The sequence below is a fragment of the Fructilactobacillus hinvesii genome, assembly GCF_024029435.1.
GTDB lineage: Bacteria > Bacillota > Bacilli > Lactobacillales > Lactobacillaceae > Fructilactobacillus > Fructilactobacillus hinvesii.
In genome coordinates this window covers 856,802-883,090 of sequence record NZ_CP097118.1, presented here as the reverse complement: position 1 = coordinate 883,090, position 26,289 = coordinate 856,802, and the positions used below count along the sequence as shown (strand labels likewise).

Annotated in this window: 25 protein-coding genes; 1 reads left to right on the top strand and 24 read right to left on the bottom strand. The window is 43.5% G+C overall.

Features of this window, described 5'->3' with window-relative positions; translation table 11 throughout:
* Positions 1 to 17 precede the first annotated feature (17 nt).
* The 24 genes from dnaJ to M3M39_RS04280 form a co-directional block, all read right to left on the bottom strand.
* Positions 18 to 1,154, bottom strand: a complete 1,137-nt coding sequence (gene dnaJ, locus M3M39_RS04395; RefSeq protein WP_252796665.1) for a molecular chaperone DnaJ — start codon at positions 1,152 to 1,154, stop codon at positions 18 to 20.
* Positions 1,155 to 1,295: 141 nt separating this feature from the next.
* Positions 1,296 to 3,146 (bottom strand): molecular chaperone DnaK, encoded by a 1,851-nt coding sequence (gene dnaK, locus M3M39_RS04390; RefSeq protein WP_252796664.1) that lies wholly within the window; start codon positions 3,144 to 3,146, stop codon positions 1,296 to 1,298.
* Between the two features lie 26 nt (positions 3,147 to 3,172).
* Entirely contained in the window at positions 3,173 to 3,751 is a 579-nt protein-coding gene (grpE, locus tag M3M39_RS04385; RefSeq protein ID WP_252796663.1) for a nucleotide exchange factor GrpE, read from the bottom strand.
* Between the two features lie 11 nt (positions 3,752 to 3,762).
* Positions 3,763 to 4,800: a heat-inducible transcriptional repressor HrcA gene (hrcA, locus tag M3M39_RS04380; protein WP_252796662.1), complete on the bottom strand. Its 1,038-nt coding sequence runs from the start codon at positions 4,798 to 4,800 to the stop codon at positions 3,763 to 3,765.
* 78 nt (positions 4,801 to 4,878) lie between these two features.
* Positions 4,879 to 5,829 carry a riboflavin biosynthesis protein RibF gene (ribF, locus tag M3M39_RS04375; protein ID WP_252796661.1) on the bottom strand — a complete coding sequence of 317 codons (951 nt, stop codon included), beginning with the start codon at positions 5,827 to 5,829 and terminating at the stop codon, positions 4,879 to 4,881.
* Positions 5,830 to 5,835: 6 nt separating this feature from the next.
* Complete coding sequence (truB, locus tag M3M39_RS04370; RefSeq protein WP_252796660.1) at positions 5,836 to 6,747, bottom strand: tRNA pseudouridine(55) synthase TruB; 912 nt, start codon at positions 6,745 to 6,747, stop codon at positions 5,836 to 5,838.
* Positions 6,748 to 6,816: 69 nt separating this feature from the next.
* On the bottom strand, positions 6,817 to 7,167 hold the full coding sequence (gene rbfA / locus M3M39_RS04365) for a 30S ribosome-binding factor RbfA (protein ID WP_252796659.1): 351 nt from the start codon (positions 7,165 to 7,167) through the stop codon (positions 6,817 to 6,819).
* Positions 7,168 to 7,178: 11 nt separating this feature from the next.
* On the bottom strand, positions 7,179 to 9,521 hold the full coding sequence (gene infB / locus M3M39_RS04360) for a translation initiation factor IF-2 (protein ID WP_252796658.1): 2,343 nt from the start codon (positions 9,519 to 9,521) through the stop codon (positions 7,179 to 7,181).
* A 13-nt stretch (positions 9,522 to 9,534) separates the two neighbouring features.
* The gene (locus M3M39_RS04355; RefSeq protein WP_252796657.1) at positions 9,535 to 9,837 is read right to left on the bottom strand and encodes a L7Ae/L30e/S12e/Gadd45 family ribosomal protein; all 303 of its coding nucleotides are present in this window, start codon (positions 9,835 to 9,837) and stop codon (positions 9,535 to 9,537) included.
* Positions 9,824 to 10,105, bottom strand: coding sequence for an RNase P modulator RnpM (gene rnpM, locus M3M39_RS04350; protein ID WP_274705498.1), 282 nt, complete (start codon positions 10,103 to 10,105; stop codon positions 9,824 to 9,826). The genes M3M39_RS04355 and rnpM overlap by 14 nt, the downstream gene beginning before the upstream one ends.
* 59 nt (positions 10,106 to 10,164) lie before the next feature.
* On the bottom strand, positions 10,165 to 11,268 hold the full coding sequence (gene nusA, locus M3M39_RS04345) for a transcription termination factor NusA (protein ID WP_252796655.1): 1,104 nt from the start codon (positions 11,266 to 11,268) through the stop codon (positions 10,165 to 10,167).
* A gap of 19 nt (positions 11,269 to 11,287) precedes the next feature.
* Positions 11,288 to 11,770 carry a ribosome maturation factor RimP gene (gene rimP / locus M3M39_RS04340; protein WP_252796654.1) on the bottom strand — a complete coding sequence of 161 codons (483 nt, stop codon included), beginning with the start codon at positions 11,768 to 11,770 and terminating at the stop codon, positions 11,288 to 11,290.
* 114 nt (positions 11,771 to 11,884) lie between these two features.
* Positions 11,885 to 16,210, bottom strand: coding sequence for a PolC-type DNA polymerase III (locus tag M3M39_RS04335; RefSeq protein WP_274705398.1), 4,326 nt, complete (start codon positions 16,208 to 16,210; stop codon positions 11,885 to 11,887).
* A 49-nt stretch (positions 16,211 to 16,259) separates the two neighbouring features.
* A complete protein-coding gene (locus M3M39_RS04330) occupies positions 16,260 to 17,966 on the bottom strand; it encodes a proline--tRNA ligase (protein ID WP_252796653.1) in 1,707 nt (568 codons plus the stop codon).
* 21 nt (positions 17,967 to 17,987) lie between these two features.
* Positions 17,988 to 19,265, bottom strand: coding sequence for an RIP metalloprotease RseP (rseP, locus tag M3M39_RS04325; RefSeq protein WP_252796652.1), 1,278 nt, complete (start codon positions 19,263 to 19,265; stop codon positions 17,988 to 17,990).
* Between the two features lie 18 nt (positions 19,266 to 19,283).
* The gene (locus tag M3M39_RS04320; RefSeq protein WP_252796651.1) at positions 19,284 to 20,072 is read right to left on the bottom strand and encodes a phosphatidate cytidylyltransferase; all 789 of its coding nucleotides are present in this window, start codon (positions 20,070 to 20,072) and stop codon (positions 19,284 to 19,286) included.
* Between the two features lie 14 nt (positions 20,073 to 20,086).
* Entirely contained in the window at positions 20,087 to 20,827 is a 741-nt protein-coding gene (locus tag M3M39_RS04315; protein ID WP_252796650.1) for an isoprenyl transferase, read from the bottom strand.
* Positions 20,828 to 20,875: 48 nt separating this feature from the next.
* Positions 20,876 to 21,274 (bottom strand): hypothetical protein, encoded by a 399-nt coding sequence (locus M3M39_RS04310; RefSeq protein WP_252796649.1) that lies wholly within the window; start codon positions 21,272 to 21,274, stop codon positions 20,876 to 20,878.
* Between the two features lie 18 nt (positions 21,275 to 21,292).
* Positions 21,293 to 21,853: a ribosome recycling factor gene (gene frr / locus M3M39_RS04305; protein ID WP_252796648.1), complete on the bottom strand. Its 561-nt coding sequence runs from the start codon at positions 21,851 to 21,853 to the stop codon at positions 21,293 to 21,295.
* Positions 21,854 to 21,858: 5 nt separating this feature from the next.
* Positions 21,859 to 22,581, bottom strand: coding sequence for a UMP kinase (pyrH, locus tag M3M39_RS04300; RefSeq protein WP_252796647.1), 723 nt, complete (start codon positions 22,579 to 22,581; stop codon positions 21,859 to 21,861).
* A 124-nt stretch (positions 22,582 to 22,705) separates the two neighbouring features.
* Positions 22,706 to 23,560 (bottom strand): translation elongation factor Ts, encoded by an 855-nt coding sequence (gene tsf / locus M3M39_RS04295; protein WP_252796646.1) that lies wholly within the window; start codon positions 23,558 to 23,560, stop codon positions 22,706 to 22,708.
* Positions 23,561 to 23,637: 77 nt separating this feature from the next.
* Positions 23,638 to 24,387 carry a 30S ribosomal protein S2 gene (rpsB, locus tag M3M39_RS04290; protein ID WP_252796645.1) on the bottom strand — a complete coding sequence of 250 codons (750 nt, stop codon included), beginning with the start codon at positions 24,385 to 24,387 and terminating at the stop codon, positions 23,638 to 23,640.
* 143 nt (positions 24,388 to 24,530) lie between these two features.
* Positions 24,531 to 24,824 (bottom strand): GIY-YIG nuclease family protein, encoded by a 294-nt coding sequence (locus M3M39_RS04285; protein ID WP_252796644.1) that lies wholly within the window; start codon positions 24,822 to 24,824, stop codon positions 24,531 to 24,533.
* The gene (locus M3M39_RS04280; protein ID WP_252796643.1) at positions 24,811 to 25,563 is read right to left on the bottom strand and encodes a tRNA1(Val) (adenine(37)-N6)-methyltransferase; all 753 of its coding nucleotides are present in this window, start codon (positions 25,561 to 25,563) and stop codon (positions 24,811 to 24,813) included. Before M3M39_RS04280 ends, M3M39_RS04285 begins: the two co-directional genes overlap by 14 nt.
* 77 nt (positions 25,564 to 25,640) lie before the next feature.
* On the opposite strand from M3M39_RS04280, the gene M3M39_RS04275 reads away from it, so the two are divergent.
* On the top strand, positions 25,641 to 26,282 hold the full coding sequence (locus tag M3M39_RS04275) for a lysophospholipid acyltransferase family protein (RefSeq protein WP_252796642.1): 642 nt from the start codon (positions 25,641 to 25,643) through the stop codon (positions 26,280 to 26,282).
* The last annotated feature ends 7 nt before the right edge of the window (positions 26,283 to 26,289 follow it).

Genomic DNA, 26,289 nt, shown 5'->3' with positions numbered 1-26,289 from the left:
GCTCTATTATTTAAGCTTTATTTTAATTTGTCTTTTAGTTTTTCAAAGAATCCCTTTTCAGGGATGGGATTTTCCCCACTGGCTTCTGCAAAAGCCTTTAAGGCTAACTTCTGGTTGGCAGACAACTTCTTTGGTGTGACCACGGTCACCCGGACCATTTCGTCACCTTTACTGTCACTGTGCAACCGTGGAGCTCCCTTACCTTTCAACTTAAAGACCGTCCCCGTTTGGGTTCCGGCCGGGATCGTTAATTTACCGTTCCCATACACGGTCTTGACATCAACTTCATTTCCAAGGGCGGCGTCCGTAAAGGAGATTTCCTTGTTGTAGTAGATGGTAGAACCATCTCGTTGAAAGTCTTCACTGGGTAAGACCCGAAAGACAACGTACAGATCACCGTAAGGACCACCGTTAATTCCGGCATTTCCTTGGCCTTGTAACCGCATCTGCTGGCCTTCTTCAACTCCAGCTGGAACTTTAACCTCTACTTCATGGTTTTCAGTGATTTTACCGGCCCCACTACACTTAGGACACTTGTCTTTAATAATCTTTCCAGTTCCTTCACACCGTGGACAGGTACTCTGGGTTTGCATTTGACCCATTGGAGTATTCACCGTTCTGGCAATTCGACCAGATCCATGACAATCAGGACAAGTCTCTGGATGAGTGCCTGGTTTGGCTCCCGTCCCATGACAATCTGGACATTGAGCTTCTCGTCTGTAGCTAATCTTTGTAGTTTCCCCAAAGATGGCTTCTTCAAATTTTAACGTCATTTGGTACTGTAAATCTTCCCCTTGTTGGGGTGCAGTTGGATCGGCTTGGCGCCGACCGCCCCCACCAAAGAGATCACTAAAGATATCAGAGAAGTCACCAAATCCGGCTCCCCCAGCACCATTGAAGCCACCGCCACCGGCGCCACCACCAAATCCTTGTGGTCCATCGGCAGATCCATATTGGTCATAGTTAGCCCGTTTTTGCTTGTCACTTAAAACTTCGTAAGCTTCCGTAATTTCCTTGAATTTTTCTTCAGCTCCAGGTTCTTTGTTGATATCTGGATGGTATTTTTTGGATAAATGACGATAGGCGTGATTGATATCTTTTTCACTGGCATCCTTAGAAACCCCCAAGACATCGTAATAATTTTTCGCTGCCATACTGTAATCCTCCCTACTATACGTTTGCGGTTCTAAAACAAAAAGCCAAAGCAGTTCACATCAGCTTTGGCTTTTTGATCACCTTCGTGGTCTAACACTCAGGTAAGCTCCCACTTTTCGAGGAACTTGAAACGTGCTCAATTATTTTTTATCGTCATCGTTAACTTCGTGGAAGTCACCGTCAACGGTGTTGCCATCGTCTTTCTTATCAGCAGCGCCATCGCTAGCACCTTCACCGTTTTGACCTGATTGAGCTTGTTGTTGGTAGAGTTTAACGGCAACGGCTTGAACTTTTTCGTTCAAAGCATCCTTATTAGCCTTCATGTCGTCCAAGTTATTGTCAGCTTTGGCCTTCTTCAGGTCTTCTTCGGCATCCTTCACTTCTTTGATTTCGGCATCAGAAGCCTTACCTTCAACGTCCTTCAACGTCTTGTCGGTTTGGAAGATTAGTTGGTCAACTTCGTTGTTTAAGTCAACTTCTTCTTTCTTCTTCTTGTCAGCTTCTTCGTTGGCTTGGGCTTCCTTCATCATCTTATCGATTTCTTCATCGGAAAGACCATTGGAGTCCTTGATGGTAATCTTTTGTTCTTTACCAGTTCCTTTATCCTTGGCAGAAACGTTCACAATCCCGTTCTTGTCAATGTCAAAGGTAACTTCAATCTGAGGAACTCCCCGTGGAGCAGCTGGAATATCAGTTAATTGGAACCGACCCAATGATTTGTTATCAGCAGCCATTGGCCGTTCCCCTTGCAACACGTGAATGTCTACAGCTGTTTGGTTATCAGCTGCCGTAGAGAAGGTTTGTGATTTCGAAGTTGGAATCGTAGTGTTCTTGTCAATCAGCTTCGTCATTACGCCACCCATGGTTTCAATTCCCAGTGACAATGGAGTAACATCCAACAGCACAACGTCTTTGACGTCTCCAGTTAGAACTCCACCTTGAATAGCAGCCCCTAAAGCAACGGCTTCATCAGGATTGATGGAGTGGTTCGGGTTCTTGCCCGTCCAGTTCTTAACGGCTTCTTGAACGGCTGGAATCCGAGTAGAACCACCGTTTAAGATTACTTCATCAATGTCACTAGTGCTTAAACCGGCATCCTTTAAGGCGTTTTCAAATGGTACTTTGGTTTTGTCAACTAAGTCAGAAGTTAATTCGTTAAACTTAGCCCGAGTTAAAGTGGTTTGCAAGTGCAATGGGCCGTTGTCATTGGAAGCAATGAACGGCAGGCTAATTTCAGTTTGGTTAACCCCAGAGAGTTCCTTCTTAGCCTTTTCAGCAGCATCCTTTAACCGTTGTAAAGCCATCTTGTCTTGTGATAAGTCAACGCCTTGATCCTTCTTGAAGTTATCAACTAACCAGTCGATAATCCGTTGGTCAAAGTCATCTCCACCTAAGTGAGTATCACCGTTAGTGGACAATACTTGAAAGACCCCGTCACCTAATTCAAGGACGGAAACATCAAAAGTTCCTCCCCCTAAATCGTAAACCAGGATTTTTTCATCTTGATCTTGTTTATCCAAACCGTAAGCTAAGGAAGCAGCGGTTGGTTCGTTGATAATCCGTTTAACGTCCAAGCCAGCAATTTTACCAGCATCTTTCGTAGCTTGCCGTTGGGCATCGTTAAAGTAGGCAGGAACAGTAATCACAGCTTCTGAAACCGTATCACCCAAGTAATCTTCAGCGTAGCCCTTGATGTATTGCAAGATCATTGCTGAAATTTGTTGTGGTGTGTACTTTTTGCCGTCAATATCAACTGTGTAACCTTGTTCTCCCATGTGACTCTTAATGGAACGAACCGTGTTGGGGTTAGTGATTTCTTGCCGCTTAGCAACTTCACCAACTTGAGTTTCTCCGTCTTTAAAAGCAACTACAGAAGGAGTAGTCCGGGATCCATCAGGGTTAGTGATGATCTTTGGTTTGCCACCTTCCATAACGGCAACGGCTGAGTTTGTAGTTCCTAAATCAATTCCAATAATCTTGTTACTTGCCATGGTTATGATCTCCTTTGATTTTTAATTTATTGTGCCACGATTACCATTGCTGGTCGAATCACCCGATCAGCTAATCGATAACCGGTTTGTAAGACTTGCACAACTGTGTCAGCTGGATGTTCATCACTAGCTGGCACTGTTTGCACCGCTTGATGAATTTCTGGATCAAATTGAACTCCCACTTCATCAACGGCATGAATGTCGTTATCAGTTAGGGCTTTATCGAGGTGTTTAACCACCATTTCGATTCCGGTCTTCAATTGCTGACCACTTTCATCGTCAACCTCAACGGCAAGCGCTCTCGTCAAATCGTCGAGTGCCGGAACGATGTCCTTGGCTAGTTGTTGCGGACCATACTTGGCCATTTCACTGATTTCTTTTTGATTCCGTTTTTGCATGTTTTGAATCTCAGCTTGAGCGCGTAGATAATCATTTTGTGCATCATCAAGTTGTTTTTGTAACTTTTTTACTTCAGCTGCTTCGGAATCAACTGCCTTAGCTTCCGCTTGTTTAGCAGAAGCTTGCTCAGGCTCAGCTTCCGATGCTGGTTGCTGGTCAGCTGGCTGCTGCTTATCTACATCTTGGTTTGATTTTTCTTTGGCCATGCTAACCCTCCTTATTGATCGTAATCTTGATAATAACTCTGAATCCTAGTTTGTAGTTCCGAACGAAAGGCATCAACCAGTCCCATTACCCGCGGATAAAACATCCGGGTCGGACCAATCACCGCAATTCGACCCATTCCATGTTCTCCAGCATCATAGGTTCCGCTAATAATGCTGTAGTTCCGCCACAAATCATTGTGCAATTCGGAACCTAGTTTAACCGAAATTGCTTGATCACTAGATTGTAACAATGTTTCTAAATCAGCAGCAGAACTCAAGGATGAGTATACCGGCTTGATATTCGCAAACGTTTCTGGATTCACTCCGTGGAATAAATTACTTCTTCCACTTACAAAAAATTGCTCGTCACGTAACTTGTTAGCAACTAGCACGAATGCTCTGCCAATCTGACCAAAGTCTGATAATTGTTGCTGATCACTTGCTAGTCCAGGTTCTAACTCCTTGGTCACCTGACTTAAAGAATGTCCCCGTAAATGCTGATTTAACCAATTTTCAGCCTGGTTACTATCTGCACTGGTCAACGGTTGCTCCGTCAAGAACGGCTGGCTTTGCACCAATCCACTTTTCATCATCATAATCGCCATAAAATTCTGTCGATTAATCTGGGTCAACCGAAAATAATCAACCACATCTTGCTGTTGCAGCATGGGCGTAAATGTCAGCGCCGTATAATCAGTAATCTGGGAAAGCAAATCAGCCGATTGTCTAACGATGTCATCCAGCTGCTCAAATGAACCTGATAACATTTCTGTGATGTAATCTCTCGCCTGTACTTCTAGTGGGATTGGCTTCGTCAGGTGATCAACATAGTATCGATAACCCTGATAGGACGGAATCCGTCCGGAAGAAGTATGCACCTGTTCGATAAAGTGATTGTCACTCAGCACACCCATTTCGTTGCGAATCGTCGCGGGACTAACCTTAATTGGCAAGCGCTTCGCTAAAGACTTTGACCCAACCGGTTCTCCGGTTTGCGAGTAAGCGTCAACGATTTGTTTCAAAATCAAGTTTTGTCTGTCAGTGAGCATCTTCACCACCTCTTTTTAGCACTCTCAATTACCAAGTGCTAAGGTACATTTATACTGTATCAAGGATCATTATGAAGGTCAAGAATTACGCTTGTCAGATTGGAAAAATTTCCTTGTTGCTTGTTCGTCACGTTCTAGCTGCCGGACTAAGGCTGCTTCTCCTTCGTATTTAACTTCGTCGCGAGTTTTCTTTAAAAACTGCACCTGCACCCGTTTTCCATAGATATTACGTTCAAAATCCAATAGATTAACCTCTAATGTAATCGGGTTTTGATCTCCAAAGGTCACGTTTTTCCCAATCGAAGCCATCCCCGGATAACACTGGTGATTAATCTGCATCATGACGATGTAGACGCCCAACGGTGGCATCCGCTGCTCATCATTATAATGGATGTTCGCCGTGGGATAACCCAAAGTCCGTCCTCGAGCCAGTCCATGAACCACAGTTCCACTAATCGTAAAGGGACGATTCAATAACCGGTGGACGGTTTCTAAGTGACCATCACTGAGGTTACGACGGACTCGGGTGGAACTAATTTTCTTGTCGTCCATGAGTAAAGCAGAAACCGTCTCCACGGTAAACCGTCCCTGGGCATAGTCCGCTAAATTAGGCATCGCAGCATCATGTTTTCCATAAGTATGATCAAAACCAGCAACCACCACACTAGCTCCCATCCGTACAATGAAATTATCCACGAAGGTTTGGGGATCCTGCGCTTGAAAGTCATAGTCATAGTTAACTTCATAGACATAGTCAACGCCAAGTTTTTGAAACAATTGATACTTTGCATCTGGCAAAGTTAAATACCGAGCATCATCTCCAGTGAGTTGCTGATAGACTATGGCCGGATGATGATCATAGGTTAGCACAGCTAGCGGAAGTCCTCGTGCTTGCGCGATTTCCTTAGCCCGCTTAATCACGTTTTGGTGCCCAAGGTGGACTCCATCAAAGAAACCCATTGCTAAGACAACTGGGGTTTGAAAGTGTTGATCTTGTTCTAGCGGATACGCTAACTTCATAATTTGCATCGCTTGTTACTCCAAACTAAACATTTTTTGTGGCTTATACAACTGGTGCTGATTGTCATAGCAATATAAAGCCTTATCGCTACCATTATAGCGTAAAACAATTTCAGCTTCAGTGGCTTGCAGATCCGTTGCAGATAAAAACGCTCCGTGTTGAACTCGTTCCCATTGGTCGACCGTTAAATCAACGTGCGTAAAACCATGTAGAGCATGATCAATTGGATAGACTAACTGTTCTAACGTTCCAGCTGCTTGGGCCGCTTCTAATTCAGCAAATGAAACCGTTTGTTGGATGTCAAAACCACCACTCGCAATACGAGTTAACTGTGACATCACCGCTGGTAACCCAAAATAGCGACCAAAATCCACCGCTAGCGTCCGAACATAAGTCCCTTTGCTACAGTGAACTTCAAAGAAGATGGTTTGAGTCCCCGCCTCCTTATCAATCACGGGAGCTCCAATTGGATAAAAATCGGTAATCTTAACGACCCGTCGCGGTCTTTCGACCGTTTCACCGTGGCGAGCATAATCATACAAACGCCGTCCATTCACCTTGACCGCCGAATACATTGGTGGAATCTGGGTAATGGAGCCAACAAAGTGGGTTAACCCGGCTTTAATCTGCTCCATGGTTAATGGGGTGAAATCATGTTGTTCGGCAACAATTTCTCCATCTAAGTCTTCTGTCGTGGTCGCGAATCCCAAAGTAATCGCGCCCCGATAGGTTTTTCCAGTTGCCATCAAATAATCAACCACCTTGGTCCCGCTGCCCAAACAAATGGGTAGGACTCCGTCAACGTTAGGATCCAGGGTCCCACTGTGACCGACCTTTTTTTGGTGCACAATTCCACGCATCTTACTGACACAACTGAAGCTGGTCATGCCCAAGGGTTTATACAGCGGAATAATTCCGTTTATCATGGGGGCCTCCTCTGTTTAAGTTTAAGTACGCAAAAATGACTGAGAAAAATTTCCTCAGCCATTCTTTTTTTATTGTTGATTTAGTTTATTAATGAGTTGGTCAATCTTACTTCCGTATTCAATCGATTCGTCACGTTCAAAGTGAATCTCAGGAGTTACGTAAATGCTTAACCGATGACCTATTTCACCACGAATCAGACCATTTGCTTTATCCAAGCCCTTTTGCACCTGTTCTTGTTCTTCTTTATCGCTTGAAAGGATGCTGTAAAAAATCGTGGCCTGCTGTAAGTCACCGGTCACTTTAACGCCCGTGATTGTTACACCCTGAACGCGTGGATCCCGTACTCGTTTCAAAAGGATGTCATCAACTTCCTTTTGAATTTCTTGTTGGAGTCGTCCAACTCGATATTGTTTTGCCATTGTTTCCTCCTTTATTTCGGAGCAACTTCTTTCATATGGTAGGCTTCGATTACGTCTCCAACCTTGATGTCATTGTAGTTAGCAATCGTCAAACCACATTCGTGACCTTGCTTAACTTCCTTAACATCATCTTTGAAACGCTTTAAGCTGCCCAGTTCCCCATCGTATTTAACTACTCCGTCTCGAACCAAGCGTACCTTACTGTCGTTTCTGATGTAACCTTCGCTAACCATTCCTCCAGCAATCGTTCCAACCGCTGAAGCTTTGTAAATCTGACGGACTTCGATGCTTCCAGTAACTTCTTCCACGTAAGTTGGATCGAGTTTCCCTTTCATGGCTGCAGTTACATCGTCAATTGCGTTATAAATAACTTGATAAAGACGGACGTCAATCTTGTCCGTTTCTGCCTGTAACTTGGCTTGCGGAGTTGGCCGAACGTTAAATCCAATGATGATGGCATTACTTGCCTTCGCCAAAGCAATATCACTTTCATTCACAGCTCCTACAGAAGCATGAATAACATTGACGTTTACCCCTTCGACGTCGATTTTCTTAAGACTGTCAGATAATGCTTCTACAGATCCTTGCACGTCAGCCTTAATGATGACGTTTACTTGTTTCATGTCCTCTTGTTTCATGGAATCAAACAAGTTGTCCAACGTCACCCGGTTATTTTGCTTCCGTTCTTCCATCTGTGCTTCTTTAGCCCGTTCTTCTCCAGCAGCTCGGGCCGTCTTTTCGTCGTCAAAGACCACGAACCGGTCTCCGGCTTCAGGTACGGCATTTAATCCGGTAATTTCAACTGGAGTAGATGGGGTAGCAGATTCAAGATCTTGGCCTGCTTCGTTGGTCATGGTCCGCACTCGACCAAAGGTATCACCAACCACAATTGGATCACCACGATGTAAAGTTCCTTGTTGAACTAGGAGCGTTGCGACTGGTCCTTTTCCACGATCTAGTCGTGCTTCAACTACCGATCCAGCTCCATTTTGCCGCGGATTAGCCTTTAATTCCATCACGTCTGCTTGTAACAGAATCATGTTCAAAAGTTCGTCCACGTTCGTTCCGTTTTTAGCGGAGATGTCAACGAAAATGGTATCTCCACCATAATCTTCTGGAACTAAACCGTAGTTCATCAACTGTTCTTTTACATGTTGCGGGTTAGCGTTGGGCCGGTCAATCTTGTTCACGGCCACGATAATCGGAGTATTTGCTTCCTTGGCATGGTCAATTGCCTCAACGGTCTGTGGCATTACCCCATCGTCAGCAGCAACCACAAGCACCGTAATGTCAGTAATGTTAGCACCCCGTGCCCGCATCTCAGTAAAGGCGGCATGTCCAGGGGTATCCAAGAACGTAATCAAATGATCATCTTGCTTGAGTTGGTAGGCCCCGATCGCCTGTGTAATTCCCCCGGCTTCCCCCGCTGTAATGTGGGAGTGACGCAGGTAATCCAGTAAAGTCGTTTTCCCGTGGTCAACGTGACCCATAATGGTTACAACTGGCGGACGAGGAGCTTGGTAACTGGTGTTGTTTTCTTCTTCTTCAAAGAATTTATCAATATCAGAAACGTTAACGTGTTCCTTTTCTTGCGCCTGAATTCCATAGTCTTCAGCTAAAACTTCAATCGTATCTTTATCTAGCGACTGGTTTTGGTTAACCATCATCCCTAACATAAAGAGTTTCTTGATGATTTCGGCTGGTTCTCTATGCAATAGTTTCCCTAAGTCCTGGGCATTCATCCCATCTTCATAGACCAAAACCTCTGGCAACGGCCGGTTTTTTCTAACCGTTGGAGCTTTCTTCTTGTGATTCTGCCGAATCCGTTGGTTTTTGGAATACATATTCGAAAAACGGTTATTCCGATTATTCCGGCGTTTCTTTTTGTTTTTATTGTTATTATTATTCCGGTTTAAACTGCCACCGAACTTACCCCCACCATTTTTCGGTTTAGTCGTGGAGTTCGTTGCCTTGTGACCCGTAGTTTGTTGTGAACGTGCGGATTGTTGCTGCTTGTCCGGCTTAGTATGATTTGACTTTGTGGTTGGCTTGGATTGACTAGCATTAGCATGGTGTTGCTGTTTTGATTGCGGCTTTGCTCCCGTTTGGTGCTGACGAGCCGGCTTAGCATTTTGATTAGTGGTCCGTTGTTTGGTTTCCGTTGCCTTGGACCGATTAGTCCCGCTTGGTTGGCTTTTATTAGTCATTGCACCTCGTACTGTTTTTTCCTGGGCTGCATCTAACGATGACATGTGATTTTTCACTTTAATCCCATTGGCCTGCGCTACACCCAGTACTTTTTTACTGGGAACGTTTAATTCTTTTGCTAGTTCATAGATTCTTTTTTTCGCCATGAAACCACGCTCCTTACTTATTTATTTCATTTAATTTCCTCGCAAAACCTTGATCTGTGATTCCGATAACTGTTCGTTGTTGGCCAATGGCCGCACTCAATTCTGCTTTGTTTAAGTCGTTGTTAACTGGAACACCATAAAAACGGCTTTTGTCCAAAAAACGTTTGGTTGTGGCTGCTCCAGCATCACTAGCTAAAACCAAAAATTGCACCTGCTTACGGCGAATTCCGGTTAAAACTAAGGACTCTCCCGTAACTATTTTACCAGCTCTCCGAGCGATTCCCAACAAATTAAGCGTCTGCTTATAATTGGTCATTTTTCATCAGTTCCCGGCGGGCTTGAATGTGATCAACGTAGTCAATCAAGGTCGTATAAAACTCTGGCGGTAAAGTTACAGAGAAAACTTGATCCAGAATCTTTTCGTCTCGTGCTTTTTTTACCGCTGCTACGTTAACCTGAACGTAAGCTCCTCGCCCAGCTTTTTTACCGGTGGGATCTAATTCTACGTTCATTTCCTTATCTCGGACAATCCGGACTAATTCCTTTTTGGGAAACATTTCCCCGGAAATAACGTCCTTTCGCATCGGAATCTTGCGTTTCTTCTTCAACCTGCTTCACCCCTTTGCCTGATCTTTACGAATGATTAGTCTTCGTCTGTGCTAACGTCATCAGTTTGATCAGTAGCAACATCTGCAGCTGGTTCATCCGCTTCTGCCATTTCTGATTCGGCTTTAATATCAATCCGATAGCCAGTTAAACGGGCAGCCAATCGGGCGTTTTGTCCCCGCTTTCCAATGGCCAATGACAATTGGTCGTCTGGAACCACCACGGTGCAGGCTTTTTCTTCGCCGTCTTTAAAAATTACGTCAATTACTTCTGCCGGATTCAAGGCATTGGCAATATATTGAGCAGGATCTTCATCCCACTGAACGATGTCCATGTTTTCGCCACCCAGTTCATTGACGATGTCTTGCACTCGTTGACCCCGAGGCCCCACCGTGGTCCCAACCGGATCCACGTTAGCTTCGTTGGACTTTACTGCTACTTTAGACCGATCTCCAGCTTCTCTGGCAATTGAAACAATTTCTACAACGCCATCGTAAACTTCAGGAACCTCTTGTTCAAACAAACGTTTCAACAAACCAGGGGCCGTCCGGCTCACAAATACTTGGGGACCCTTGGCAGCATCATCAACGTTGGTTACGTACACTTTCAACTTATCTTGGGGACGATATGTTTCGTTTGGCATCTGATCATTATGAGCCATGGCGGCTTCGACCCCATCCAGATTCAAGTAGACAAACCGGTTATCTTGCCGTTCCACTTCAGCCGTTACCAGTTCATCTTGGTACTTACTGTACTTGTCATAAACATTTTGGCGTTCGGCTTCTCGAACCCGTTGCATGATAACCTGTTTAGCAGTTTGGGCTGCAATCCGACCAAAGTCCTTGGGGGTTACCTTAAACTTGATCTCGTCTCCGAGCTCATAACCACGGTTAATCTGGAGGGCTTCATCCAAACTCACTTCTAAACGCGGATCAACGACTTCTTCCACAACTTTTTTCACGGCATATACGTTAATGTTGCCCTGCCGCTCGTCAAATTCAACGGCTACGTTTTGGGCTTGGTCGTAATTCCGTTTGTATGCTGAAATCAAGGCTGCTTCTAAAGCTTCAATCACAACTTCTTTTTTAACGCCCTTTTCTCGTTCTAGTTCATCAAGGGCCGTCACTAACTCTTTACTCATTGTCTGTATTTCCTCCTCGTTAAAATTTAATTGCCAATCTAGCTTGTGAAATTAAATTGCGGGGAACAACTAGCTCTTGTTCCCGGTTCTTTTCCGCTACTCGAATGGTTAAATCTTGTTCGTTTACTTTAATTAACGTCCCTTCGTACGTCTTTTTCCCTGCTAATTTTTGGTAAAGGGAAAGATGAACGTATTCATTAAGAGCCCGTTGATAGTCCTGCTCTTTTTTTAGGGGTCGTTCTGCACCTGGAGACGAAACTTCCAAAAAGTATGGTTCTAAAAACGGATCCGGATCCAGCTCATCTAACTTTTCGCTGAGTTGATCACTAACTAACACACAGTCATCCAACGTAATACCACCGTCTTTGTCCACAAAAACTCGTAAGTACCAGCTACCGCCTTCTTTAACAAACTCAATGTCATACAAATAAAAGCCGGCTGCCGCTAGAATTGGTTCTACAGTTTCTGTGACTTTTGCAATGATTTCGCTCGTTTCGCTCAACTATTTCCCTCCCAAGTGTTTCTAATAAAAAGAGCGAGCATCGCTGCTCACTCCTAAAAGAGTTTTCAATTACTTGTATCAGTGTAACACAAATCATGACGCTTATCAATCAGCTTACAGATCAAACAAACTGAGCTGGTTCTCATCTGGTAAGCCTTTTAGTACCCCATTACGATCCATAAATTCAATGATGGTTTTAGAAACTCCACCACGTTTGGAAAGATCCTCTTTAGAAAGGAACGGCTTGTCCTCTCTGGCAGCCACAATTTGCTTGGCCACGTTTAATCCTAGTCCTGGAACAGCACTAAAGGGAGCGATGAGTTTTTTCCCATCCATCAACCATTGCGAAGCATCAGAAAGATTCAAATCAATCATTTCAAACGAAAATCCTCTTTCCAGCATTTCGTTTGCAATCTGCATGACCGTTTGTAAATTCTTTTCCTTGGCAGTGGCATCATTTCCCTTTCCATCAATGGTAGTAATCACGTTTTTGACCGCTTCTTTACCGTGGGCCATCGCTTCAACATCAAAGTCATCGGCTCGCACGGAAAAGTAAGCTGCATAATAAACAAGGGGAAAATAAACCTTAAAATAGGCCACCCGTAGCGCCATCAAAACGTATGCTGTCGCGTGTGCCCGGGGAAACATGTACTTAATCTTTAAACAAGAATCAATGTACCAGTCTGGGACTTTTGCTTCGCGCATTTTATCCTGCCACTCCGGTTTGATTCCCTTTCCCTTACGGACCTTTTCCATGATTTGAAAGGATGTTTCTGAGTCAACCCCGTAATTAATCAAGTCGGTCATGATGTTATCCCGACATCCAATTACGTTTGAAATTGTTGCGGTTCCCTCTTTAATCAATTCTTCGGCGTTTCCAAGCCACACATCCGTTCCGTGCGATAATCCAGAAATTTGGAGTAAATCAGAAAAATTCTGGGGATTAGTTTCTTCGAGCATCCCCCGGACAAAGTGGGTCCCAAATTCAGGAATACCAAGGGTTCCCGTTTTCGAAAAAATCTGTTCCGGGGTTACGCCTAACACCTCTGGACTGCTAAAAATTTTCATTACACCCGGATCATTCATTGGAATCGAATATGGGTCAATTCCAGAAAGATCCTGGAGCATCCGAATCATGGTCGGATCATCATGTCCTAAAATATCAAGTTTTAAGATGTTGTCATGAATAGAATGGAAATCAAAGTGGGTGGTTTTCCAAGCCGCGTTTTGGTCTTCAGCAGGAAATTGAATTGGCGTAAAGTCATAAATGTCCATGTAGTCAGGCACAACGATAATCCCCGCTGGATGTTGTCCAGTAGTTCGTTTAACTCCAGTTGCTCCCTTTGCTAACCGGTCAATTTCTGCCCCCCGCATCGTTCCGTTCATCTGCGGTTCGTACACGTCTCGTTCGTAAGCTTTCACGTACCCATAAGCGGTTTTATCGGCCACGGTTCCAATCGTTCCAGCTCGGAACACATTTTTTTCACCGAAGAGCACCTTAGTGTAATTGTGCGCAATTGCTTGGTAATCTCCAGAAAAGTTCAAATCAATATCAGGCACCTTATTTCCTTTAAAACCTAAGAAGGTTTCAAACGGGATGTTATGCCCGTCTCCAATCATCACGGTGCCACACTCAGGACATTTCTTTTCGGGTAAATCAAACCCCGAACTGTATTCTCCCTTAGTAAAGAACTCTGAATACTGACACTGTGGACAACGGTAGTGAGGCGGAAGGGGATTCACCTCAGTGATTCCAGCCATCGTTGCTACCAAACTAGATCCAACTGATCCCCGGGATCCAACCAGGTAACCATCTTTGTTCGACTTAGCTACCAGGCGTTGCGAAATCAAATAAATCACTGAGAATCCGTTGTTAATGATACTTGTAAGTTCACGATCCAGCCGGTGCTCGACTAATTCTGGTAAATTTTCACCATACAACTGATGGGCTTTTTTCATCGTTCGTTGCTTAATCTCATCTTCGGCACCATCCATTCTTGGTGTATACAACTTATCTTTCAGTGGGTGAACCGTTTCAATGTCAGCGGCAATTTTTTGCGAATTCGTGACAACAATCTCTTGAGCTTTTTCTTCGCCTAAAAAATGAAAGTCATCGAGCAACTCATCCGTGGTACGAAAGTGAACGTCCGGTAGCGTTTGTCGATTCAAAGGATTTCCGGCTTGAGAATGAATCAAGATCTTTCGATAAATCGCATCATGAGGGTCCAAATAGTGAACATCCCCCGTTGCTACCAGCGGGAGCTGGACTTGGTCTGCAATCTTTACCAAGTTTTTAATAATCGTCTGTAATTTACCATGATCGCTAATCAGCTTGCTATCAATCAAGGGCTGGTAAGCTACTTGGGGTTGCACCTCTAAATAATCATAGAATTTTGCTTTTTCTAGGGCTTCTGCTTCTCCCTTTTGCATCAACGCCGTAAAGACTTCTCCGCTGGAACAAGCTGAACCAACTAATAATCCTTCACGGTATTTTTCCAGCACACTCCGCGGAATCCGGGGCACCCGATAATAATAACGGATGTGTGCTAACGATACCAACTTAAAGAGATTTTTCAATCCGGCTTGCGTTTTCGTTAGCAAAATCACATGGAAAGGACGAGCGTGCTTATAGGCATCGTTATCAGTCATATGGTCGTTTAATTGGTCATGATACTCAATGTCGTACTGTTCTTCCGCATCCTTTAAAAACAAATAATTCAGATGCCCGGTAGTCTCCGCATCAAAGATGGCCCGGTGATGGTGTTCCAGGTTAACGTTAAATTTGTTAGCTAAAACATTTAACCGGTAGCTCTTATAGTTCGGATATAAAAAGCGTGCCAGGGTCAACGTATCAATAATCGGATTTTGAATTGGCTCCATTCCATGACGTTGATACCCCGTGTTCATGAAGCCCACGTCAAAAGTTACGTTATGCCCCACCACGATTGCATCGCCACAAAAATCCCGAAAGAGTTGAAAGACTTCTGCTTCTGATTTAGATCCGGCCACCATTTCATCGGTAATCGATGTTAACGCGGTGGTCTGTTCTGACAGATGAAAGCCTGGATCAATAAATTCTTCAAACTCATCAATCACATTGTTCCCCTGCATCTTGACCGCCGACAGTTCAATGACCCGGTCATAAATGGCTGATAACCCCGTCGTTTCGGTATCAAACACTACGTAAGTAGCATCCTTTAACTTGACATGTTGGTCATTAAAGGCAATCGGTTCCCCGTCATCAACCACGTTTGCTTCCATTCCGTAAATCATTTTGACGTCGTTAGCCTGTCCCGCCTGATAGGCTTCTGGAAAGGCTTGCACGTTGTCATGATCCGTGACAGCAATCGCCGGTTGCCCCCACTGTTTCGCTCGGCCAACGTAATCAGAAATCGAATTGGTGGCATCCATCTGACTCATATTGGAATGTAAGTGCAATTCAACTCGTTTATTATCTGCCGGAGCTTGATCAACCCGTTCCTGGTGTTTAACGGGCATTACGTCTCGGGCAATCATCGTTAGATCCCGCGAATATCGATCTTCTTGGACACTTCCCCGGGCCCGGATCCAACTCCCCGGTTGAAAACTTTCAAAAATGTCTTTGTCTTCATCGCTATTAGAGAAAGCTTTCACCTCAATGGAAGAACTATAATCAGTAACCTTTAAAATTAATAAATCGCGCCCCGAATTTAATTTCCGTACTTCTTTATCAAAAACATACCCATTAATGATAACGGAACGTTCTTCTTCTTTAATGTCAACCATCTGAGTAACATCAAGACTGTCTGCAATTTTACGGCCCAGCTGGAGGTTCCCCTTGCCCTTATTCCCAGCCTTATGTGCATTACTTTGCTGCATTGCAAGGCGAGCTTGTTGAGCCAGTTTTTCATCTCGTTCCTTTTTTTTGGCCTTTAACTCTTCAATTTGAGCTTGTGATGCTGATTCATCAACAAAGGTATGGATGGTAAAGGCAGGAAACCCAACCCGTTGGTAAGTTTCTTCAATTGGGCCTAGGGCATTATTGGTCATAAAATCTTTAACGACTTCGTTAACGGCCAAGAAGGTAACCCGGCCATCATCTACTTCTGGGACATGATTATTTAATAGTTCCTGGGTTAAGTTAGAATGCAATCCAGCATTTTGAACTACCCAATTCCAATAATCACCTAATTCACGATTAGGAACCTCCGTTTGATCGGTCGTAACGGCTACTTCCACCGTTGCAATTTCTTGAAATGCCTGCTGTAAATCCGCCAATAACTTTTGAAAGGTCGTAAACGACAGGATTTGTGCAAAATGAAAGGTAAATTCCCATCGGTTTGTCTGCTGGTGCACAATCACCTGATTAATCTGACCGTTTTGAAACTGATCCCGTTGGTCAGTCGGCCAGCCAATTTGATCCAGTAGGGTTTGCAACCGTTCTGCTTGAGTTAATGCCACTGGTATCCTCCTTTGCGCAAAAAAGACCAGTCAATTACTGGTCTTTGGTTTAAATCTCTTTTGCTAAAATTTTAATCGTATTATTAAGATCATCAACCTTGGTTTCAACCGTTTCACCGGTCTTTCTAATCTTAACTTCCACGATGCCTTCGTCTGCCTTTTTCCCGATGGTGACCCGGACCGGAATCCCAATCAAATCTGAATCAGCAAACTTAACGCCAGCTCGTTCCTTACGATCGTCAACCAAGACTTCTAAGCCAGCGTCTTCTAAAGCGCCCGTAATTTGGGTGGCCAACTCAACTTGTTCCTCTTTCTTAACGTTCGTTGGAATCACATGGACATCAAACGGAGCGATTGCCGTTGGCCATACCAAGCCATTATCATCAGCCTGCTGTTCTGCCACGGCAGATAACAAGCGACTCACTCCGATCCCATAACAGCCCATGATAATCGGTTGTTGTCGCCCATTTTCATCAAGAATATCTGCTCCCAGAACTTTAGAATAGCGAGTTCCTAATTTAAAGATGTGCCCAATTTCAATCCCTTTTGTGAATTGGAGTTCTCCACTACCATCTGGTGAGATATCGCCTTCCTTAACAGTTCGGACGTCTACATATTCCAACTCTGGTAAATCTCTCGTTGGATTAAAGCCTTGGTAGTGTTTTCCAGTTTGGTTCGCACCAATCACAGCGTTAACCACTGGCTGCACGTATTCATCTGCCAGAACCTTTGTTCCCTGTGGAAGATCAAAGGGACCTACTGCTCCCGGCTGCACGTTTAGTAATTGTTTAACTTGGTCAGCAGTTGCAAGTTCGAACTTATCTACCCCTAAAACGTGCTTCAATTTGGCTTCGTTCGCAACTTGATCACCACGTAATAACACGACAACTGGTTGTTCATCTGCCAAGTATAATAGACTCTTTACGACTTGGTCAGAATGAACATCAAAGAAAGCGGTCACTTGATCAATCGTCTTGACGTCTGGAGTATCCACTAGTTCTAACGGTTGGGCTTCTGCGTGTGACTTTTGGGGAACAAACATGTTCGTAGCCATCTCAAGGTTTGCGGCGTACTCACTATCGTTTGAATAAACAATCGTGTCTTCACCAACTGCAGCTGGAGCGGAAAATTCCATTGAATCAGAACCTCCCATGCTTCCACTGTCACCAATAATGCCCCGGTATGATAAACCAATTTGATTAAAAATGGCTTCAAATGCCGTCCGCATTTCCTTATAGATTTGATCTAAATCATCCTCATTAGCGGAAAATGAGTAAGAATCAAGCATCAAAAATTCCCGACTCCGCAGTAATCCATAACGCGGCCGATCTTCATCACGAAATTTACTTTGAATTTGATATAAATTTAACGGTAGCTTTTTGTAGGATTTAATCGAATTTTTCACCAGTTCGGTAAACGTTTCTTCATGGGTCGGGCCTAAAATGAATTCCGTATCGTGCCGATTCTTCAATGTAAAAAGTTCGGCCCCATAGGTATCATATCGTCCCGAATCTTGCCAAAACTGAGCGGGGATGATTTCTGGAACCAACATTTCACTAGCACCAGTGGCATCCATTTCTCGTTTAATAATCCGTTCGATTTTTTCTAGAACCCGATAAGCCAGTGGCAAATATGCATAAGTCCCGGCGGAAACCTGTTGGATATAACCACCCCGGATTAACATTCTGTGACTCAGGGCTTCGGCCCCGGTGGGATCCTGTTTTTGGGTTGGAATTAACATTCTTGATTGTTTCATCTTCGATTATCACTCCTACTATTAACGAATAAAGTACCGCATAATGTCATTCCAGGTTACCAAAATCATTAGTACTGCCAAAAAGGCAAAACCAACTAAGGTAATTCCTGTTTCTACTTTTTCAGAGAGCGGTTTTCTTCGTACTAACTCAACTAGATTTAATAAGATTTTACCACCATCTAACGCTGGGATGGGAATTAAATTGATCACTGCCAGGTTAATTGATAACCAGGCTAGTAAAGAAACCACTCCCACCAGTCCATAAGCGGTGGCCTGAGAGGTACTAGCATAAATGGCCACTGGACCACCTAAGTCATTTAATGAAAAATGCCCAGCGACCATGCGCCACAAGGCAGATCCCAAAAGCTTGGTGCTTGACCAGGTCTGCGTAAATCCAGAGGTTAACTTCGCCATGGTACTTTTATTGACTGATTCCGTGACCCCAATCATGCCCACTTTTTTCTTTTGGACCATTTGGCTGCTCGTTTTAAACGTTACGTTGTGACGTTGTCCTTGCTTTTCAACGGTCAGCGTAACCCGCTGGTCGGGACGTTTGTTAATCTCGGTTGCCATCTCATTAAACGTTTTAGTTTGTTTCCCATCAACAGCAACAATCCGATCTCCGCTCTGAATCCCGGCTTGTTTGGCCACACTAGGATGATTATGCGGAATTTGGACTTGATTAGAGTTACTAGCAACCCCACCTTGTAAAAAGGCTAACAGCGTAAACGCTACAATTGCTAACAAAACGTTGTTAAAAATCCCCGCCGCGTTGACCAGTAATTTCTTACCCACCGGTGCGTTTTGAAATTGGACGTCCGCTGGTGCAATTTGCAGTTCAATTCCTTCAGGATTAACCAAAATGGCATCGTGATTAACCGGATAACGTTTAATTTCACTCTCATCGCCATTTTCATAACCGGCGATGAATAAATCATTCACTAAATCAGCACTTGTAACTTGAACGGGAATCCCTTGAAAGAGATTACTTTTTTGGCTTAAATCAATTTTTTCAATCTGTTCTTGCTGATTAAGTTGTAACTTAACCGTTACCCCCGGTTTAAGTTCATCATCATCGTCGTCAGCACTTCCCGCTAGCCGAACATAACCACCAAGCGGTAACAACCGAATCGTATAGGTTGTATGATTCTTGCGATAAAAAAAGAGCTTGGGCCCCATTCCAATCGAAAATTCGCGTACCATGATTCCCGCTTGTTTGGCGACAATAAAGTGCCCGAATTCATGCACAAATACTAAGATTCCAAAGACAATGATAAAGCTAATAATTGTAGTTATCAAAAAACCACCATCCTTTATCTAAACAATTGCTAACAGATGCAACAATGGTAGCACAAACAAAAGACTGTCAAACCGATCTAAAATTCCACCATGACCAGGGAGAATCTTACCGGAATCTTTTACCCCATAGTAGCGCTTCAAGGCCGATTCCACTAAATCACCCAATTGACCGGCAATTGAAAGAATGATGGTTAAAATAACCATGGTTACTAAACTGGCATGGCTGACAGGGAAGAACGCCACAAAAATGGTACAAATTACAGTGGCAACAACGACCCCACCAACGGATCCTTCCCAGGTTTTGTTAGGGGAAACGTGGGGAGCTAACTTGTGTTTACCCATGTACTTGCCAATAAAGTAGGCTCCAGTATCTGTACACCACACAATTAGTAATGCATAAAACAGCGTGGCTAACCCATCGTACCGGGCAATCACAAAGTAATGAAAGCCAAAACCAATGTAAAGCATTGCCAATGTATAAACTCCCGCATCGTCAAAGTTAAAACTCTTATTGAAAAAGACGGTACATAGCAATAACAATAACACCAATCCATAGAAAGCAAACGTGGGAGAAATATGGCCCGGTAACCACCCTGTAATTAAATTAGGAAGCACTAAAGACGCCACTCCAACAAAGGAAATTAAGGCCTCCACAGAAATGATTAATTGTCTTTTCATGATAAAAACTTCTGCCATGGCCACTAACGCCAAAGCAACCGCTGCTAATTGTACCAGCCAGCCACCCAGAACAATAATCGGAATAAAAATGGCTAAGGCCACTACCGCTGTAATAATTCTTTGTTTCATGCTAATTAATTCTCCTACTTATTTTTTAGACCACCAAAGCGCCGATGACGCTGCTGAAACGCAAGTAACTCGGCCCGAAAATCATCCGGGGTAAAATCAGGCCAAAGTGTATCAGTAAACTCTAATTCACTATAAGCTAGTTGCCACAATAAAAAGTTTGAAATTCGCTCTTCTCCACTAGTTCGAATTAGTAAATCGGGATCAGCCAAATCTCCCAAAAAACTGGTTTTGAGATGCTGCTGGACCATTGCTTCCGTGATTTGTTCAGGCGCTAGTTGCCCAGCCCGCACTTCTTGGCCTAATTGTTGCATTGCCTCAGTGATTTCCGTTCGAGAACCGTAGTTTAAAGCAAAATTTAAAATCATCCCGTCGCAATCAGCAGTATCAGCTTGAGCTTTTTGCACAGCTTGTTGGGTTTCCGCTGGTAGTTGTTCGTTATCACCAATGGTTTTAACCTGAACGTTATTTTCAATTAATTTAGGAACAAACTTATTGAAAAAGCGGGAGGGCAAACTCATGAGGTAACTGACTTCCTTAGCCGGACGCTTCCAATTTTCGGTTGAAAAAGCGTACAAGGTTAACACCTGTACTCCCAAATCACTCGCAGCAATTGTAATGTCTTCGACCACATCCATGCCACGTTTATGACCAGCAATCCGGGGAAGATGTCGCCGTTGCGCCCACCGCCCGTTTCCATCCATAATAATGGCTACGTGCTTGGGGATCCGGTCCTGGTCTAATTTCGTAATTTCCATCAGTCTACCTCACTCCAAAAGTAAAGAAAGGATGAGCGCGCTCACCCTTTACTTAATTAATCTCCATTCACCCACGCCCGCATCAGCAAGGTGGTCAAAATATTCTAACAAATCATTGGCAACGTTAGGTTCTCTAACTCCTAACTGATTCAATCCTTCTCCAGTTGGAATTGGTTCCTCTAAATCCGTTACCTGATTCCCGTTTTCAACGGTTCCTTTTGAGAAAGCTAAGACCCAATCGGATTGGACCAGTTGAGCCCCGGCCAAAAATAAATTAAAGTCTGAGCTCAAGTAAACTGGCAGAACATAGATTCCTGGTTGAATTTCCGTTAGCTGCTGCTCTTGAAACTGAAACTGAGTTTGATTAACCGCATTAATTGGTTGACTAAGTTTGAACATCATTTTATCAAACTCAGGTGTCCCCGGCGTTACTGCTTGATCCGCCATTTACGCTGCTCCTTTAATCTAGTCGTTCATAATGGAAGCTTGCTTGTCTTTTACAATTTGATCAATTCCCTTAATGGCTGCATCCGTCAATTTTTGAATTTGATCTTCTAATTGATGTGCTTCATCGTCATTAATTTCATCATCTTTATTGGCTTGTTTAATGGCATCCATTCCTTCGCGACGAACATTACGAACTGCTACCTTACTTTGTTCTCCGGTGGCCTTCGCTTTTTTCGCAATTTCTTGTCGCCGCTCGTTCGTTAGCTGTGGAATTTGGATGCGAATGTTATCCCCATCATTCATCGGGTTTAACCCTAAATCAGCCTCCAAAATCCCCTTTTCAATGTTTTCTAAAGCCGTTTTATCATAGGGAGAAATCATCAACATCCGTGGTTCTGGAACGGAGATTGAAGCGACTTGGGATAACGGAGTCTGGGCTCCATAATAATCAACCACAACTGGTTTTAAAATACTTGCATTAGCCCGGCCAGCGCGCATTTGACCTAAATCATTTTCTAAAACAGATTGGGCTTTATCCATTTTTCGTTTGGTTTCTTGCGTTAATTCTTTGGTATTCATTAGTGTTATTTTCCCTCCACAATTGTTCCAATGTTTTGGCCCTCAATGACCTTTTTGATGTTACCTGGTTCGTTTAGATTAAAGACCACTAACGGGATGTTATTGTCCATTGACAACGAACTAGCCGTTGAATCCATCACGTGTAAGCCTCTGTTCAAAATTTCCATTTGGGTTAATTTTGTGAACTTTTCCGCGTCTGGATCAGTATTTGGATCAGCAGAATAAATGCCATCAACCCCATTTTTAGCCATCAAAATAGCGTCTGCATTAATTTCAGCTGCTCGTAACACCGCTGTCGTATCGGTCGAAAAGTATGGATTCCCTGTTCCACCAGAGAAAATGACAACGCGACCCTTTTCAAGATGACGGACAGCCTTTCTCCGAATGTAGGGTTCTGCAATCTGTCGCATTTCAATGGAAGTTTGGAGCCGGGTTGGAACCCCAGCTGATTCCAAATTGTCCTGTAAAGCCAGACCATTCATGATGGTGGACAGCATTCCAATGTAGTCCGCTTGAGCTCGTTCCATTCCCATTTCAGCTCCAGCTTCTCCGCGCCACATGTTTCCACCACCAACGACAATCGCAATTTGGATTCCTTGGTTGTAAACGTCTCTAATTTCGTCTGCAATTTTCTCAATTACGGGTGGATTAATTCCAAAGCCCTTGGCTCCAGCCAAGGCTTCTCCACTCAGTTTTAACACAACCCGTTTATATTTTACATCAGCCATTAAGTTCCCCCCTGAAAGCATTAATTGTTACGTTAATTTTAGCATACATCGCAGTTTAACAACAGACTCAGCGATGGCAGAAAAAAAGACTAGCAACGGCAATTGCTAGTCTTTAATTAAAACATTATTCAGCTTCAGCTTCGGTTGCTTCTTCGATTCCTTCACCAACTTGGTAACGAACAAAAGCAAGTAACTTACCACCATTAGCTTCCACATAGTGGGCTACCGTCTGGTCTTGGTCTTTAACGAATGGTTGATCAGCTAAACAAATCCCTGCTAAGAACTTGTGTAACCGACCTGCAACCATCTTTTCAACGATGTTTTCCGGCTTACCTTCGTTTAAGGCTTCCTTCTTTAACTCTTCTTTTTCATGTTCTAAGCGTTCTGCTGAAATATCATCTTGAGTTAAGAATTCAGGATTTTCAGCAGCAACGTGCATGGAAACGTCTTTAGCAACGGTGGCGTTTGCACCATCCAATTTAACTAAAACACCAATTTCACCGCCGTTGTGGAGGTATTTACCAAAGACTTGGTCATCAGTTTTCGTCATTGTTTCAAACCGACGAAGCGTGATTTTTTCACCAGTAATTTGGCTGGTGTGAATGATGGCATCTTCAACGGTGTCATCACCTAAAGATAACTTCAAAGCAGCGTCAACGTCAGCCGGTTGTTCTAAAGCAACGGCACTAGCAATGGCGTCTACCAAGTTTTTGAAGTCGTCGTTAGCAGCCACGAAATCAGTTTCAGAGTTAACTTCCACGATAGCAGCCTTGTTACCATCAGTAGCTACCTGAGTTAATCCGTTAGCAGCAGTGTTGCCACTCTTCTTTTGGGCCTTAGCAACCCCTTTTTCGCGCAGGATTTCGATGGCTTTCTTTTCGTCACCGTCAGCTTCAACTAAAGCTTTTTTAGCATCCATCATTCCGGCACTAGTTTTATCCCGTAAATCTTTTACTTGTTTAGCAGTAATCTTTGCCATAAGTTAGCACTCCTTTTATTTAAAAAGCTGACCCGCCTAGGCCGAAGTGGTCTAAACAGAGTCAGCCAGGTAATTAATTATTCTTCGTTTTCAGAAGCAGGTGCTTCGTCACTTTGTTCGAAGGATGCTTCACTAACATCATCTTCACCTTGACGACCTTCGATGATAGCGTCAGCCATCGTAGAAGTAATCAACCGGATCGCCCGGATGGCATCATCATTTGATGGGATTACGTAGTCAATTCCATCTGGATCAGTGTTAGTATCAACCATTGCAATTACTGGAATGTTCAGTTTTTGAGCTTCTTTCAAAGCAATTTGTTCTTTGTGTGGATCCACAATGAACATTACATCTGGAACCTTAGGCATGTCTTCAATCCCACCCAAGAAACGTTCCAGCTTTTCAGTTTGCTTAGCTAATAATGAAGCTTCTTTCTTTGGAAGCCGTTCGAAAGTTCCATCTGTAGCCATCTTCTTCAAGTCTTTTAAGTACTTGATCCGTTTTTGAATGGTGTTCCAGTTAGTTAAAGTTCCCCCTAACCACCGGTGGTTAACGTAGAATGCACCAGCTCGTTTAGCTTCCTCTTCCACAGAGTCCTGAGCTTGTTTCTTGGTTCCTACGAATAAAACCACAGCATCATCAGCAGCGGAATCTTTCATGAAGTTGTAAGCAACTCCCAAAAGCTTAACCGTCTTTTGCAAGTCGATGATGTAAATCCCATTCCGTTCGGTAAAGATGTACTTAGCCATCTTAGGATTCCAACGACGGGTCTGGTGTCCAAAGTGAACCCCAGCTTCCAATAATTGTTTCATTGTAACTACAGCCATAATTAGCCTCCATTAAAATAGTTTTTCCTCCCCAAAATTATTCCTAGAACTCAAACTGAGCACTGCTAGGAAAAACGTTTTGGGTGTGTATTAGTAATTTAACACCGTTTTATATTATACAAGCATCACCAGTAAAAAACAACCTAGTTGTCCGGCAAATTCCACTGAGCTGGTAAAATTCCCCGAGCGCGTAAATATTGTTCTTTTCGAGAACGTGACTGGTGTTTAAATTGGTACTCGGCTTGTAGTGCAGCTCGTTTGGTATCAAAGGTAGCAGTATATAGAACTTTCAAGGGGCGGTGTACCTTCGTATACTTAGCACCTTGGCCCAGTTGATGAGTATGAAACCGTTTAGCCACATCTGTCGTAAACCCACCATAAAAAGAACCATCTTCGCAGAGTAACACATAAAAATAAAATTGCTTAGCGGTTGCCATACAAAAGCTCCTGAATTAGAGGGGTATACTCACCTTCATCGTAAACGACGATGGTTGGTTTAACCTTCAGCCCCGCTACTTGTCCGTCCTTGCGTGCAGCAATCAACACCATGTTTGCATCTTGATCAGCTCGTGGTTGAACAAATTGAAGTTCCTTTGGGGCCAAACGGTTCGCTTGTAACTTGGCTAAGATTTCCGGTAACCGGTCCGGTCGGTGCACCAAAAAAAGTTTCCCTCCGGTTTTCAAAAGCGCACTCGCAGTTGCGATTACCTCATCTAGGTTAGTTTTTAATTCATGCCGAGCGATTGCTAGGTACGGATTCGGATTCTTCTTACTAGTCGCTTGCACAGGAAAATACGGTGGATTAACAGTCACCGCATCAACCGATTCCTTTGCAAAGTACTGTAAACTATCCTTTAAATCAGCATGGACAACGGCAATCTGTTTTTCTAACTGGTTCAATTGCACGCTTCGGTGTGCCATGTCACATAACCGTGCTTGAATTTCTACTTCTGTGATCTGTCCGTGCGTTTTCTGACTCAAAAAGAGCCCCACTGCTCCATTTCCAGCACACAAATCCACGATCCGGGCTTTAGCACTACGTTTAACGTCTGCAAAGGCAGCCAATAAAACGGCATCTAGCGAAAATGCAAACACCTCATCGCTTTGAATAATCTGAATGTGGTTGCTATACAACCGATCAATTCGTTCGCCGGGACGCAGACCTACTTCTTTCATCAATTTTCTCCTAATCATTTTTGCTTGCAAAACATGGTATACTATTGAAGGCTTATTTTAGATTGAATATAGAAAGGATGAGAAGCTTGTTTTATTCGTTTGCTTTCTCAATTATCAAATGGATCATTATCATCTTTAATGGCAGACCGGACGTTCAACACCAAAATCGCGTTCCAGAGGGCAACTACGTTTTAATTGCTCCCCACCGAACTTGGTTTGACATGCTGTTCTTTGCTACCGTGCTACTCCCCAAACACTTCTATTTTTTAGCTAAAAAGGAACTGTTTAAAAATCCTATTGTCGCCTGGGGCCTAAGAAAATGTAACGTTGAACCAGTCAACCGACAAAATCCTGGAATTTCGGTGGTTAAACGACCAATCAAGATTCTTAAAAAAACCAACTTATCCGTAGTTGTTTTTCCGTCCGGAACTAGACATTCAACCAAATTAAAGGGTGGAGCTGCTTTAATTGCTAAAATGGCTCAAGTTCCAATGGTACCCGTTGTGTACCAAGGACCCTTAACCCTCAAACAAGTCTTTTTCCGTAAACGAGTTCACATTAACTTTGGTGATCCCATTTACGTTGGCAAAGACAACAAACTAAACGACGAAGAGCAGGCCAAAATTGAAACCCAAATGGCCGCCGCTTTCACTAAATTAGATAACGAAATTAATCCTAATTATGTCTATCAAGATCCTAAGAAAAAAACCACTAAATAGTGGTTTT